The sequence below is a fragment of the Embleya hyalina genome (assembly GCF_003967355.1).
Lineage (GTDB): Bacteria > Actinomycetota > Actinomycetes > Streptomycetales > Streptomycetaceae > Embleya > Embleya hyalina.
In genome coordinates, this window is the sequence record NZ_BIFH01000027.1 from 149,958 (window position 1) to 163,178 (window position 13,221).

A 13,221-nucleotide genomic window follows, 5' to 3' on the forward strand; every position below is an offset into this window, starting at 1 on the left:
GCGACGTGCGTATCTTCGCCATGCGGCCGTCCGGGATGTCCTGGCGTGCGATCGTACCCCGATTGTCCGCACTTGTGGTGTTCGCCCTGGCCGGTCTGCTCTTCTGGATCAGCGCCGACACCTCGCACGGCACCAATCTGCGCAGCGACGCGCAGATGCTCAAACTCTCCGACGTGATCCGGGACCAGGGTCGGCGCAACGAGAGTGCCCAGCAGGACCTGTCCAAGCTGCAGCGGGACGTGGACGGGCTGGTCCAGGAGCAGGCCAACGACCCCCAGGCGCGCGGTCGCATCGACGCCGTCGCGGACCCGGCCGGGGTCACCCCGGTCTCCGGCGAGGGCCTGACGGTCACCCTGACCGACGCCCCGCCGGACGCCAAGTCGCGCGTACCCGGGGTGCGCGAGCCCACCGCCGACGACCTCGTGGTGCACCAGCAGGACATCCAGGGTGTGGTCAACGCGCTGTGGAACGGCGGCGCGCGGGCGATCCAGATCATGGACCAGCGGATCGTGGCCACGTCCGCGGTGCGCTGCGTCGGCAACACGCTGATCCTGCACGGCCGGGTGTACTCGCCCCCGTACGTGATCTCGGCGGTCGGCGACATCGGCGCCCTGCGGCGCGCCCTGGATCAGAGCAAGAGCGTGTCCAACTACACCGACTACGTCGAGGCGTTCGGCCTCGGGTGGAAGGTCGAGGACCGCAAGCGCATCGATGCGCCGGGGTATACGGGCCCGCTGGGCCTGGAGTATGCGAAAGTCTCCGGGACGTGATCGGCAGCGGTGAACCGAGGGGAGTCTGACGACAGTGTTGCGGACCACGATGCGAGGCCTCGGGGAGGTCTTCATCACACTGGGCGTCGTCATCCTGCTGTTCGTCGTCTATCAGCTCTACTGGACCGGCGTGCTGGCCGATCGTGCGCGGGCCGACGAGATGCACAAGCTCGACGAGGCGCGCAAGCGGATCGGGGCGACCGTGCCCAAGGACGTGCCGGTCGCGCAGGCACCCGCGGCGCAGGCCCCCTACGAGGACGGTGAGCCGTTCGGGACCATGTACATCCCCCGTTTCGGTGACGGCTGGTACAAGACGATCCGGCCCGGGGTCACGCCCAAGGAGCTGCAAAAGGGCCTGGGTTGGTACAAGGGCAGCGCGCAGGCGGGTCAGGACGGCAACTTCGCCATCGCCGGGCACCGCAAGACGTACGGCGACCCGTTCCTGAACGTGCCCAAGCTGCAGGTGGGCGACAAGGTCGTGATCGAGGGCATCACCGAGTGGTTCGTCTACTCGATCGACAAGCCGGTCAGCCTTCCCGGGGACAAAGCGGTCCTGAAGACCGTTCCCGAGGATGTGCACGTGCTCGACCCGGTGCCGGCGAAGGCCTATACGGCGCCCGGGAAATACATCACCCTGACCACCTGCGAACCCGAGTTCGGCAGCACGCACCGGTTGATCGTCTGGGGTCACCTGGAGTCGCGCACTCCGCTGTCGTCCGGTCGGCCGGCGGCGTTGCAGGGATGAGCGGGGCGGGGATGAGCGAGTCGGGCCGCGCGGGCGGCGAGCGAGAGAGGGCCTGGGCCTGATGTACGGCTGGATCTGGCGCACCCTGCCGGGGAACGTGTGGGTGAAGCTCCTGCTCTCCCTGGTCCTGGTGCTGGCCATCGTGTACGCGCTGTTCACGTGGGTCTTCCCGTGGGCCGAACCCCTGCTGCCGTTCAGCGATGTGACGGTCGATCAGGACAACGTGACGAACACCACCGGACCCGGCGGCGCGCCGCGTCCGGCCGGTGCGACCTCGGCGACTTCGCCCTCGTCACTGCCGGGGGGGCTGCCGGGATGAGCGCGCGCATTCTCGTCGTGGACAACTACGACAGCTTCGTCTTCAACCTCGTGCAGTACCTCTACCAACTCGGCGCGACCTGCGAGGTGCGGCGCAACGACGCGGTGACGGTCGAGGAGGCCGAGGAATTCGACGGCGTGCTGCTGTCCCCGGGCCCCGGTACACCCGAGGGCGCCGGGATCTGTATGGAGATGGTGCGCCGCGAGGGCGGCCGGGTACCGGTCTTCGGGGTGTGCCTGGGGATGCAGTCCATCGCGGCGGCGCACGGCGCTACCGTTGGCCGCGCGCCCGAGCTTCTCCACGGCAAGACCAGCCCTGTGGTGCATGAGGGGGCGGGCGTCTTCGCCGGCCTGCCGTCGCCGTTCACCGCGACGCGCTATCACTCGCTCGCGGTGGATCCGGACACGATTCCGGCCGAACTGGAGGTGACCGCATGGACCGGGACCGGCGTGATCATGGGCCTGCGGCACCGCGACCGACCGGTCGAAGGCGTGCAGTTCCACCCGGAGTCGGTGCTGACGGAGTACGGCCACCGGATGCTGGCGAACTGGCTGGTGAGTTGCGGGGACCCGACGGCGCCGGACCGGTCGGCGGGTCTGGCACCCGTCGTCGGGCGCACGCCGCTCCCGGCCTGACGGAGGGGTCGATACCCGACAGCGGGTACGGGGCGGGCGAGGCCGGGCCGTATGGGCCGGGTGAGGGCGGCTCGTATCGGCCGGGTGGGGGCGGTTCCCACGCCTCGGGTGGGGGCGGCCGGCACGGAGCGGGTGAGCCGGTCCCGTACGCGCCCGAGGACTATGCGCGGGACCTGGTCGACCCCGGCTTCACCGCACCGCCCACAGCGGCCCTTCCGGCCGTTTCGGACCCGATTCCGGGCGGGCGCGCGGCCCGTCGGCGGGCCGCGCAACGCCAGCGGGCCGAGTCGATCGAGGAGACGGCGGTCCACATGCCGCCGGCGGCGATGGTGGAGGCGCCTCGGGCGCTGCCGGGGGCGCGGGCCTCGGCGGGTGCGCCGGACAGGGTGGGGGCGGCGGGCGCCGTGGAGGCGTCCGACGCGATGGACGCGTGGTTTCGGGCCGACGCGGGGGTGGTGGGCGCCGATCCGGTGCTCGACCCGGCGTACGCGCCCGCTCCGGAGGCCGTTCCGCCGTCGCCGGGCGGCGGCGCGGTCGTACCCGGCGGGCGGGCGGAGCGACGCAGGGCGCAGCGGAGGAAGGCCGGCCGGGGCGGCTCCCCTCCACCCGCGCGCCCGGGGCCGGCCGAGGGTGCCGGACGGGCCGCCCGGCGGCGGGCGGCCAAGCCGTCGACGGGCGCGCGGATACTGACCGCAGGCGCCCGCCTGGTGGGCGAACTCGCGATGACGGTGGGCGTACTGCTCGTCCTGTACGTGGTGTACCTGACCTGGTGGACGAACATCGTGGCGGCGGAGAAGGCCAGGAACGAGGCGCACGACATACAGCAGAGCTGGAACAACACGCCCGGCCAGGTGGTCGACCCGCGCAACCCCGGCCAGTACGTCGCCCCGAACAAGGGATTCGCGCTGCTGTACATCCCCCGGATCGGGATGGAGAAGCAGGCGATCGCGGAGGGCACCGACCGGGGCAAGGTGCTCAACAACGGCCTGGTGGGCCACTACAACGACCCGAAGACGGCGATGCCTTGGGACGCCCAGGGCAACTTCGCGGTGGCCGCGCACCGCAACGGGCACGGCGAGCCGTTCCGCTACATCAACAAGCTCAAGCCCGGCGACAAGGTGGTCGTGGAGACCGCGACCACGTACTTCACGTACACCGTCGACGCGGACCTGCCGCAGACCTCGCCGTCGCACATCCAGGTGATCGATCCGATCCCCGACAAGGGGCCGTACACGAAGCCCGGCCGCTACATCACGCTGACCACGTGCACGCCGGACGGCGCCTCGACGTATCGGTTGATCGTCTGGGGCCACCTGGAGGAGGAGCGGCCGCGTTCCCAGGGCAAACCGGACGCGCTGCTGTCCGGGGCGAAGTGACGGCGCATCACATTCCGGTCTCCGGGTCCTGACCGAACTTCTTGTCTGTGCCAAGCTGTCGACCCATGGGCGCTGTACGCAAAACGATTCGCGTCGGGGCGGAACTCCTCCTGACCCTGGGCCTGGTCGGCCTGCTGCTGTGTGTGCACCAGCTCTACTGGACCAACTTCGAGGCCCGGGCCGAGGCCCGCAACGAGGTGGAACAGCTGCGCAAGGACTGGGCCCGCCAGGGCACCGCCGAACCACCCGCCGCGCAGCAACCCACCGACGTCCTGGACGGTCCCACCGACGTCAGCGTGGACGGCGGCAAGGACGGCCAGAAGGTGGTGGGTTCGCACACCATCCGCGGCGAGACGCTGGCCATCCTGTGGATCCCCAGGCTCGGCTCGGACTGGTACCAGCCGATCATCGAGGGGTCGAGCCTGGCCTCGCTCTCGAAGGGCGTCGGCCACTACACGTACCCGCCCTACGTCGGCCCCGGCGGCGCCGGCAACTTCGGCCTCGCCGGCCACCGCAACGGGCACGGCGAGCCGTTCCGCCACCTGAACAACCTGCGGGCGGGCGACAAGGTCGTGGTGGAGACCAAGTCCCAGTGGTTCACGTACACGATCGTCAAGGGCCCGTTCATCACCAAGCCCTCCAACGGCTCGGTCCTCACCTCCCGCCCCCCGGACCTGGGCGGGCCCGCCGGGCGCAGCCTGATCACCCTGACCACGTGCGATCCGGAATTCACCTCCAAGAACCGCATGATCTATTGGGGCGAACTCACCACGACGGACCCGAAACAGGGCGACGCGAAGCCGGCGGCCCTGCGCCGCTGAGCGCGGGGCGGACACCGGGAAGGCACGGGGCGCCGCGAGGACGCCGTCACGGTTCGGCACCGACAACGCTGCCGCCCGGAGCCGTAGGATCGAACCCACCCCCCATCGGCGGACCTGTGGATACGGCCCGGCGACTCGCCGTCCCTACCCAAACGACGACAGCGCTTGATAGCTTCACTCTCCTTTCGATCTCAGCAACGGAGGGTGAAGATGACCCTTGCCGTACGGGGCCACCTCTTGTTGATCGAGAGCGCGCGGGGTCGTGCGTCCCGTCGACAGTTGCGCGGCACCGGCGCCAACCTGGGCGCGATGACCGAGGTACCCCCGGCGTGCTTTGCCCCCGGCGCCTCGGGTGTCGACGTCGTTCAGATAGACGACGCGGTCAACCCCCACGCGGTACTGAGCCGCATCAAGGCCGCGGCACGAACCCCGGGGCCCGTGGTCGTGTACGTCTCGGGTCTGCTGATGTTCGATCGCACCGGCGCTCCGCATCTCGGGCTGCGGGACTCCACGCCGCGCAGCGTGCGCTATGACGGGCTGCCGTGGGAGTGGCTGGTGAACGCGCTTCGTTCGCGGCCTCGCAGCGAAACACTGGTCATCGCGGACTTCGCCACCGACGCGCAGAGTTGGGCCCGACTTCGGGACGGCACCCCGGCGCCACTGACGAGCGGCCTGCCGGTGTGGGGCGTGATCAACCCGCCGGCCAGGTCGGCGGACGGCACCAGCCCCTTCACCCGCGCGTTGTCCGCGGTACTGCCGCGGGGCATACCTCGGGTGCCCGCCGAGGTGCATCCGTCCGACATCCACCGTGCGGTGGTGGAGCGGGCCGGTCTGGCGGTCGACACCGTGGAACTCGTACCGGATGTACCCGGGTTGCGGCTGGGGAACGTCCACCCGGGGGCGGCGCCGGCCGCGCTCGCCCCCTCCGACGTCAGGACTGCCGGGCCGCTCGCACAGACGCGCCTGCAACCGTCCGACCCGGCGGCGTACACGGGTGATCTCACCCGGATTCGGACGGCGAGCGAAGCGGGTGACCACACAGTCGCCGTCCTCGTGGCCCGAGAGCTGGACAACCGCCTGGCAACGACTCTGGGGATCGAGCACCCCGACTCATGGGCCGCTCGGGAAGTCCACGCCTGGGCATCGGCGATGGCCGGCCGCTACCTTCAGGCCTGCGAGCTGTACCGCGACGTCGCCCGACGACGCATGCGGGCCCTGCCCAACGACCACGCGACCGTCCTGGGCCCCACCGACTGCGCCCACGCGGCGTGGCTCCGCATCACCGACGGGGACGACGCGCGCCGAGTCGGCCCTTCGATCGTCGCCCTTCGAGAACTCGTACCCGGCCCCGGCGGAGCGCTCTCGGCCGCACGGCGCCACCTGACCCGACTCCGAGACGACGACCCCGAGGCGCAACTGCGCCGCGGACCCGACGCATGGTCCGCCTACCTCGGCCGCCAAACCCGACAATCCACCGGCCACACCGACACCCCGGCAACAGTCGGGCGATCAACTCGGCCCAAAGTTGTTCAAGATGATCGTTCGCAGATCCGAGAGCCGAGATCATCACACTGAAACACGGCGTGAGGAGAGGGTGGACATGTCGGATCACGACGGGGCAAGGCTGTTCCGCGAAACGTGGATCGCCGGCGTACACAAGCACTTCCCGGGCGAACCCAAGCCTGGCTACGTCACGCCCTGGGACGACACCCCCGAGTGGGAGCGCAAGGCCGCCGGCGCCGTGTACCAACAGGTTCGACAGTTCCTGGAGCTGAGCACGGGACATGCGGCACGGTTGACTCGCGAGCAGAAGGGGCGCTTCGTCGCCACCTGTTGGACGGCGCAGATGTTCAAGCACTTCGAGGACCCCAAGCCGGGCTACGTCGCCGACTGGGCGGACCTACCGGACTGGCAGCGGGAAACAGACTGCGACATCTTCGAGGCGATCGAAGGCTCTCCGAACCGATGAAGCCCGTCCAAACACGTAGAGAAAGTTTGAACGCACGGCATTACCGGCCCGACGGGTGGGCTCTGTCTCCGGAAGCCCAACAGCACCCCGAGCACCAGCGGAAGAAGCGCACACCGAGCCCTCCACCGGCCGTCGTCATGCGAACCCCTCGGTTCGCGCGGGTGCGAGGCAGGATCCAGGCGATCACGAACAGGATCACGGCCACGGCAGATCCCGAACTCGAAGGGCTCGGAGGCGATGCCGTCGACCTCCAACGCGACGATCTCCCACACTCGGACCGGATCGTGGTGGTTCACGTTCCACGAAGGGCGGGACACGCAGTCGACGTGGCTTGCGGAAGCCAAGATTCGGGAGGTCGCTCGGCGGGCTCGGCTCGGCCACAGGATGCCGGACATCGCGCGGGTCTACGAAAGCACGTGACGCCGGAGATGGAACGGCAAGTACTGGACGCTCTCAACCACGATGAACGCGCCCGGCTCATAACCTGGTTTCCGCACCTGGAGGCGGTCATTGCCGAACTCCTGGAAGGGCGGGCGGCCTGATTCGGCTCACCCCTAAATGGCCCCTAAGTTGATCAAGGGCCCTTCCCCGGCGTACGGGAAAGGGCCCTTGACCTGCATGTACGAGAGTGGGCCTAACAGGACTTGAACCTGTGGCCTCTTCCTTATCAGGGATGCTCGGGCACCCCTCTGACCTGGGCAGACGCAGAGGACCCTTGCGTCACAAGGACCGTTGCCCCGGGTTGCGACGGGTTCCGGCGCCTTCCCGTCCGTTCCTCACCCCTAAATCACCCCACATACATGGGAACAAGATCGGCTTCGCAGGCTCGACTCAACGGGGGCACCTCGGCTCCCACGGGCGTGCTTGGCCCGGTCCGATCGAAGCATCGTCTGCACGCGTACTCGCTCCACCCGGGTCCGCTCGCGGTGACCACGCGGCGTACGACTTCGACGTCATCCCGCATCTCCGAGCAGCGATGGCAGAAACGCTTGCGTGCAGGTTGAGGCAGCGTCATACGAAGGCGGTCCCTCGGGATGTGATGGTGAAGGGTCGATCGCATCCGGCGCGGCCGGCTTCCGCTGCGTCTCGGCGCTCTCGCCGTACAACTCCCTCGTGCCGTCGCACGGCTTCCCGCTGCTCTCGCTCGGCGGCTTCCCGCTCCATCTGTTCGCCGCGGCGGACCCAGTAGGCATCCTCCTTGGCCTGCTTCCGGGCTCGCTCCTCCCAAAGCCGAGTCACGAACGGACGTACGAGCACATAACCGGGCTCGAACTCGGGCTCAGCCAGCACGGAGGACACAGGGCCAGGTGCGGCGATCACAGCCGGCTCGCGGGCAGCAACGTCCTCGGACGTCGGCGGGATGAAGTCGCGCCAAGTCACACCACTGGCCTTCCGCGTGGGCCTGGGCGTGCTCGGTCCGGCTGGGCGGGGTCGGCTCGGGCTGCTTGTGGGGCGAGCACGATGCATGCCGGTCGCCGTCGACGGGGCGGGACGTCCGAGAACCCATCCGAGTAAGCGGGCAATAAGCTCTGTCATTGCTTGGTCAGCTCCTGCTCAGGAATCGCTGATCGGCTATGCCTGGGGGCCGTTAGGCGACGGCCCCCAGGTGCTTGCATGTCTGCCCCTGGTCCGCGCGGAAGAGCTTCACCGCACCCGAAAGTGCCCTGGCGTTGAAGCTGGTTCACTGGATCAACTCCGCCCAGACGGCGCGATCCTGCGGGCCGCGAATCTGCATCGCGCGAGCAAGGGTGAGGGTCAGCTCGGCGGCTTGGCCCGGTACAACTCGGAACCCTTCAGCATGTACGGCATGCCGCCCGGCGGAAGCACAATGACCACCTGGTCGTTGTCGAGCCCGGGTGAATTCTCGGCTCGCTCGACCCGCCCGGCGAGGTAGGCGTCGTGGCCGAACCCGGGGCGCGGGGCGACCCAATCGCCAACCTTGATCCGCTCGGGCGCGCGGCGAAGTTCCTCACGGGGCGGCAGGGTGCGTGCCTCGATCACCGGCACAACATCGCCGGTTGCGGTCACCACGAAGTCGGGGCGCGTCACGACGGGGTTCCTCGGCGGGGAGCAGGGAACCACGCGTCCGCGCGAGCGAGATACCAACGACGTGCCCGCCGCACGATGACGGCCCGTTGGGCAATCTCTCGCGGGGTCAACAGTGATTCGCCACGGCTCATGCGCCCGTCCTCCTAATCGGCTGGTGTCCGGCGTGCCGTATCGCGGGGTGTACCGACACGGCACGCCGGAGTCGGGTGCCCTGGTGTCGGGGGCTCGGGCCGGGGACGACACCAGGGGCAATTCAGTAATCGGTATGCAGGTAGCGGCAGTTCGCCGAGCACGCACACGGCGGCTCGTTCCTGGGCGCTCCGTCGCCCCACGGCCACGGGGCCGACGCTGACCCGAAAACCCTTGTGTGCGCGATGAGTTCCCGTGTGCCGTCCTGATCGATGCGACGGATCGAGAGGGTCATTTCGCTACGCGAAGACTGCGGCAACTCGTTGAATCCGCCACCCGGCGAACGGCCGTGACTGGGCTCAACCATGCTGCGCCTCCGCGAACTTGAGTGACTTAGATGACGCTAGCGTGTGGTCTAGTTCGCACTGAACGGTCTTGGGAAGATTTGAGTTACCCTGCGAGTGAACTAGTTTGCTCGCCCAAACGAGAGAGCGTGGCATGCCTAGCAACGTCAGATGGACAGCGATCGCAGACCACTACCGGGCTCAGGTCCTGTCCGGCGAGATAACCCCCGGCACCAAGTTGCCCAGTAACAAGGCACTTGCTGACTCTTGGGGAACAACCACCGCAACCGTGAGTCGGGCCCTTGGCAACCTGGTGGTTGAAAAGGTCCTGTACACATCCCCACGGGGAACATACGTAGCGGATGCTCCGTACTCCTCGGCGTCGGCGAGTGACCGACTCACCCGGGTGCACCGTACGAAGTCGGCGTTGATGGACGGAGAGACCATCGTCGTAACGGCCGCTGGCCTGGTGGTACCGCCGAACTACATACGAGAGATGTTCCAGCTCGATCACGGAGATCAAATCGTTCGGCGCGAATCCGTGATCGGTCGCGGTAAGACGCGAACTGCCCTGACCGTGACGTGGCATCCGGTCGAGTTCCTGGGCTTGGTGCCGGATCTCGTCAGTACGGCTGTTGGCAAGGCAGCTGGGCTGACGGACAAGGTCCTTACCGCCACTGGCCGGAAGATCACGCACGGCCGTGACGACATGCACGCGCGAACGGCGGATGCGCGCGAGGCTTCACACCTGGGGGTCCCCATTGGTGCGTCCATCCTCGGCCTGGGATACAGGTGGTCCGACGAAGCAGGGATCATCGAGTTCGGGGAAGTGTGCCTGCCATCGATGTTGACCATTGGCTACCCGTACGAACTCGCAGACTGATCCATCCCACGGCTGACGCCCCGTCATCTACGTGTATGCAGGGTGACGGGGCTTCGCAAAGGGCGAGTCCCTCGAACTCCGCAGCCTGAAGGCCGACGTCCCACCCGACTTGGGCCCCCTACGGAAGGCGACCCACGGCCCCGGGCCCCGGTGTGCCGGGGCCCGGGGTGGCACACCGGGGTTTCGGCGCGCGGGTCACGCAACCCGAGTATCAAATGGGGTCCTACGAAGCCGCGGGGCCAAACCTCGGCCAGGCCAACGCAAGTCCTACGCAACGAGCGCGCCCCCGGCGTGGCCGAAGGCCACGGGTCGCCCCCCAGGCGACTCGCAGCGCAGCTGCGAACCTGTCCTGCGGAAGTCTGCTTCACCACCAGGCCGTGCTCCTGGTCCTCGTCGTGGTTTCGCGGTTCTTGGCCGCCGGCGCGGCTCCCGCTGGGCCGGAGGCGGAGGCGGGGGCCGCGCCGGCGGCCAAGAACCGCGCGGCCCCGCGTGCGGGGCCGCCTTGAACACGTAGAGAAAGTTTGAACGCACGGCGCTTGCTGCCAGAACCTGAGCTTCAGATTTCTCGATGATTTTTACGCCAACAGACCAGCGGCAAAGACGGACAAGCCCACCCGCAATACTGGCGTTGGGACTGTGCCGTGCGTCGACCAGCAGTTTTTTTGCCAGTGGGCCGGATGACGACTCGTAGTCTCGTGATCACTACGGAAGGGGGCCACCGTGGAGACAACGGGGCAACGGATCGCGCGGGCACGGCACCGCAAGGGTTGGGACCAGGCGACGTTAGCGACTGAGGCTGGACGCTCGGTCAGCTGGGTGTCGAAGGTTGAGAACGGGCGTGTGCCTGTCGACCGGATGAGCGTCCTCGCCAAGCTGGCGAACGTCCTCGGCGTTGAGGTAGTCGAGTTGACGGGGCAGCCCTACCGCCACGAGACCGAAGAACTCGACTCCGGCCACGGGGGCATCCCGGCGCTTCGTCGGATGCTGCATCACGCGACGCTGCCCGGTGGGTCGTCGCTGGTCGGCTCCCGCCCCCCTCGGTCACATGACGAGCTGGCAGCCGAAGTTCAGTTCGCCGAACGGCTCCGCCAAGACGCCAAGTTCACCGCGCTGGGGGAGGTTCTTCCCGGTTTGATCGAGAGCCTGATCGTCTCCATCGGGGCCGCTTCGGGAACCGAGGTCGATCGCCTCGAAGCTCTCATGCTGCGGACCTGCCACATGGCACGGGTGACAGCCAACCTGCTCGGACACCATGACCTCGGGTGGACGGCCGTACAGCGCGAGTTGACCGCCGCACAGCGGGTCGGATCGCCCGAACTTGTGGCTGCTGCGACCTGGGACATGTGCGGCGTCTGGCTCCATGGCGCGTCCATCGACGATGCCAAGGCGACTGCAATCACAGCGCTCGATGCTCTCGACCCCATCGTGGGCGGCGGCGATCCGACCATCCTTTCCCTGTGGGGCGCGATGCACCTCCGGGCCGCGGTGGCGTACTCCCGCTTGTGGTCGAAGCCGGAAGCTGACGCACACCTCACAGAAGCGGCCCGGGTCGCTGCGCTGGTGCCGTCGGACGGCAACGTCTTCCAGACGCAGTTCAATCAGGTCAACGTCACCATTCACGCCGTGGAGATCGCCACCGAACTCGGTCGGCCGCGGGACGCCGTGACGTCGGCTGACGAAGTCGCCATCGGCACCATCGCATCGGCAGAACGTCAGTCGCACTACTGGGTCTGCTCTGCTGCGGGCTTCTTCATGAACCGCCAAGAGGACAAGGCGGTGGAGTCACTCCTGCAAGCCGACCGGATCGCGCCCCAGCACGTGCGCAACCGTCCGCAAGTTCGGAACCTGGTCGACGACCTTCGCACGAGTGGGAAGCACACGAAGTCGCGGGAAGTGCGCAGTCTGGCCACGCGCATGGGTCTCGCCTAGTCAGTCAGCCGGCTCGTACACGGCGGCGGTCCGATCGGGGGCCGCCGCTGGTCTTCTTGATGCCTTGGGGGCACAGTGACACCCGCTGAAATGCGCATCGTGGCGGCCAAGCTCGAAGAACTCGCTGCCATGCATGCCGACTTAGGGCAGAGGATCAACCGGCTTGCTGACCTTGTCCGGCCTGGCTCTCAAGCTGAGTCACGCGATCCGCAAGAGCCTGCATGCCGTCACCCAGGGACTCAAGCTGCCGCATGATGGCTGCGAACTCCGGGCTGGACGGTTGTGAAGCGCTCCGCGCCTCGTCGTCTGCGGCTTCGGCGGCCCGGTCGCGGACGAAGTTTCCACGCCCCTGCACTGAGTAGACGAAGCCCTTGTCCTTGAGCCGCTTGAGCGCGCTCTGAACCGTGCCGTTCGAGATCCCGTACTCCTGCTGGAGCTGGGTGCCGGACGGCAGCTGGTCACCTGCCTTGAGGTCGCCCGACAGGATCTTTGCTTCAAGATCGTCGGCAGCCTGAAGGTAGGGCGGGCGCGGGTCGTCCGCTGGCGTGCGCATGTTCTGAGCGTAGCGCCATATACGCCTCATCTCTTCCAAGACTTCTAAATATCCAGAGCACACATACAGGTTGACTCTTCTAGAAGAGTTAGTAATGTTGGGTCAGCCGGGTACGACAGATACCCCAGCAGAGAGGCTTTACCATGCGTTCCATCCCCGTTGACACCTCGGCCGCGATGCTCATGTGCGCCACCGAACCGCAGGTCAAGCTGAAGGACCTGAAGACCGGTGAGGTCTCCACCGACCGCGACACCGGAGCGACGCTCTACACGGTCGGCATCGTCTTCATCGCGAACGGTGCGGCGGACGTCGTGAAGGTCACGGTTCCTGAGCCGGGCCTCCCGAACGGGCTGACCGCCGGTTCGCCGCTGGTCCTCACGGGCCTGGTTGCGCTGCCCTGGGAGAACAACATGGGCGGCCAGATGCGGCACGGAGTGGCCTTTCGTGCCTCCGCCGTGGCGCTGAAGGCGGCCTGACTACATGTCCGGCCGAGCGCGATGCCTGGCTGCGCACCCGGACGACTCAAGCGAATGTGACGGCGCTTCCGATCTCGTGCGCGTAGTCGATTCGCATGGTCGTGAGGTGCGCGGCTGTATCCACCATGCCTCGCGCATGCTCGCTTCCCTGGATGGCGCCCGGGTCTACCCGGGCGCCTCCGGCGGGGCGGCCATCGAGACGTTCAACCGGGCGCAGGACATC

Annotated in this window: 13 protein-coding genes; 11 read left to right on the forward strand and 2 right to left on the reverse strand. The window is 67.9% G+C overall.

From position 1 onward, the window contains the following. Positions 1-20 precede the first annotated feature (20 nt). The 8 genes from EMA17_RS29750 (at position 21) to EMA17_RS29785 (ending at position 6,635) form a co-directional block, all read left to right on the forward strand. The gene (locus EMA17_RS29750; RefSeq protein ID WP_126640326.1) at positions 21-770 is read left to right on the forward strand and encodes a DUF881 domain-containing protein; all 750 of its coding nucleotides are present in this window, start codon (positions 21-23) and stop codon (positions 768-770) included. 49 nt (positions 771-819) lie between these two features. After that, positions 820-1,515 (forward strand): class E sortase, encoded by a 696-nt coding sequence (locus EMA17_RS29755; protein ID WP_246126975.1) that lies wholly within the window; start codon positions 820-822, stop codon positions 1,513-1,515. Between the two features lie 61 nt (positions 1,516-1,576). Next, positions 1,577-1,834 (forward strand): hypothetical protein, encoded by a 258-nt coding sequence (locus EMA17_RS29760; RefSeq protein WP_126640237.1) that lies wholly within the window; start codon positions 1,577-1,579, stop codon positions 1,832-1,834. Further along, complete coding sequence (locus EMA17_RS29765) at positions 1,831-2,469, forward strand: aminodeoxychorismate/anthranilate synthase component II (RefSeq protein WP_126640238.1); 639 nt, start codon at positions 1,831-1,833, stop codon at positions 2,467-2,469. Before EMA17_RS29760 ends, EMA17_RS29765 begins: the two co-directional genes overlap by 4 nt. A gap of 311 nt (positions 2,470-2,780) precedes the next feature. Further along, positions 2,781-3,845: a class E sortase gene (locus tag EMA17_RS55480; RefSeq protein WP_126640239.1), complete on the forward strand. Its 1,065-nt coding sequence runs from the start codon at positions 2,781-2,783 to the stop codon at positions 3,843-3,845. Between the two features lie 65 nt (positions 3,846-3,910). Beyond that, positions 3,911-4,666: a class E sortase gene (locus tag EMA17_RS29775; RefSeq protein WP_126640240.1), complete on the forward strand. Its 756-nt coding sequence runs from the start codon at positions 3,911-3,913 to the stop codon at positions 4,664-4,666. A gap of 210 nt (positions 4,667-4,876) precedes the next feature. Next, positions 4,877-6,241 (forward strand): hypothetical protein, encoded by a 1,365-nt coding sequence (locus EMA17_RS29780; protein ID WP_126640241.1) that lies wholly within the window; start codon positions 4,877-4,879, stop codon positions 6,239-6,241. A 25-nt stretch (positions 6,242-6,266) separates the two neighbouring features. After that, positions 6,267-6,635 (forward strand): hypothetical protein, encoded by a 369-nt coding sequence (locus EMA17_RS29785; protein ID WP_126640242.1) that lies wholly within the window; start codon positions 6,267-6,269, stop codon positions 6,633-6,635. Between the two features lie 1,755 nt (positions 6,636-8,390). Here the strand turns inward: EMA17_RS29785 and EMA17_RS29800 are convergent. Continuing rightward, the gene (locus EMA17_RS29800; RefSeq protein ID WP_126640244.1) at positions 8,391-8,684 is read right to left on the reverse strand and encodes a hypothetical protein; all 294 of its coding nucleotides are present in this window, start codon (positions 8,682-8,684) and stop codon (positions 8,391-8,393) included. 627 nt (positions 8,685-9,311) lie between these two features. On the opposite strand from EMA17_RS29800, the gene EMA17_RS56400 reads away from it, so the two are divergent. Further along, positions 9,312-10,040: a GntR family transcriptional regulator gene (locus tag EMA17_RS56400; protein ID WP_126640245.1), complete on the forward strand. Its 729-nt coding sequence runs from the start codon at positions 9,312-9,314 to the stop codon at positions 10,038-10,040. Between the two features lie 720 nt (positions 10,041-10,760). After that, entirely contained in the window at positions 10,761-11,969 is a 1,209-nt protein-coding gene (locus tag EMA17_RS29810) for a helix-turn-helix domain-containing protein (protein ID WP_126640246.1), read from the forward strand. A 154-nt stretch (positions 11,970-12,123) separates the two neighbouring features. Here EMA17_RS29810 and EMA17_RS29815 read toward each other — a convergent pair whose 3' ends face one another. Beyond that, positions 12,124-12,522: a GntR family transcriptional regulator gene (locus EMA17_RS29815; protein WP_160161611.1), complete on the reverse strand. Its 399-nt coding sequence runs from the start codon at positions 12,520-12,522 to the stop codon at positions 12,124-12,126. Between the two features lie 143 nt (positions 12,523-12,665). Here EMA17_RS29815 and EMA17_RS29820 point away from each other — a divergent pair, with 143 nt between their 5' ends. Beyond that, positions 12,666-12,998, forward strand: a complete 333-nt coding sequence (locus EMA17_RS29820; RefSeq protein ID WP_126640248.1) for an SCO3933 family regulatory protein — start codon at positions 12,666-12,668, stop codon at positions 12,996-12,998. Positions 12,999-13,221: the final 223 nt, after the last annotated feature.

What these genes read in the sequence shown, in the direction of transcription:
- EMA17_RS29750 (WP_126640326.1), top strand. Translation starts at nt 21, where the DNA reads ATGCGGCCGTCCGGGATGTCCTGGCGTGCGATCGTACCCCGATTGTCC.
- EMA17_RS29755 (WP_246126975.1), top strand. Translation starts at nt 820, where the DNA reads ATGCGAGGCCTCGGGGAGGTCTTCATCACACTGGGCGTCGTCATCCTG.
- EMA17_RS29760 (WP_126640237.1), top strand. Translation starts at nt 1,577, where the DNA reads ATGTACGGCTGGATCTGGCGCACCCTGCCGGGGAACGTGTGGGTGAAG.
- EMA17_RS29765 (WP_126640238.1), top strand. Translation starts at nt 1,831, where the DNA reads ATGAGCGCGCGCATTCTCGTCGTGGACAACTACGACAGCTTCGTCTTC.
- EMA17_RS55480 (WP_126640239.1), top strand. Translation starts at nt 2,781, where the DNA reads ATGCCGCCGGCGGCGATGGTGGAGGCGCCTCGGGCGCTGCCGGGGGCG.
- EMA17_RS29775 (WP_126640240.1), top strand. Translation starts at nt 3,911, where the DNA reads ATGGGCGCTGTACGCAAAACGATTCGCGTCGGGGCGGAACTCCTCCTG.
- EMA17_RS29780 (WP_126640241.1), top strand. Translation starts at nt 4,877, where the DNA reads ATGACCCTTGCCGTACGGGGCCACCTCTTGTTGATCGAGAGCGCGCGG.
- EMA17_RS29785 (WP_126640242.1), top strand. Translation starts at nt 6,267, where the DNA reads ATGTCGGATCACGACGGGGCAAGGCTGTTCCGCGAAACGTGGATCGCC.
- EMA17_RS56400 (WP_126640245.1), top strand. Translation starts at nt 9,312, where the DNA reads ATGCCTAGCAACGTCAGATGGACAGCGATCGCAGACCACTACCGGGCT.
- EMA17_RS29815 (WP_160161611.1), bottom strand. Translation starts at nt 12,522, where the DNA reads ATGCGCACGCCAGCGGACGACCCGCGCCCGCCCTACCTTCAGGCTGCC.
- EMA17_RS29820 (WP_126640248.1), top strand. Translation starts at nt 12,666, where the DNA reads ATGCGTTCCATCCCCGTTGACACCTCGGCCGCGATGCTCATGTGCGCC.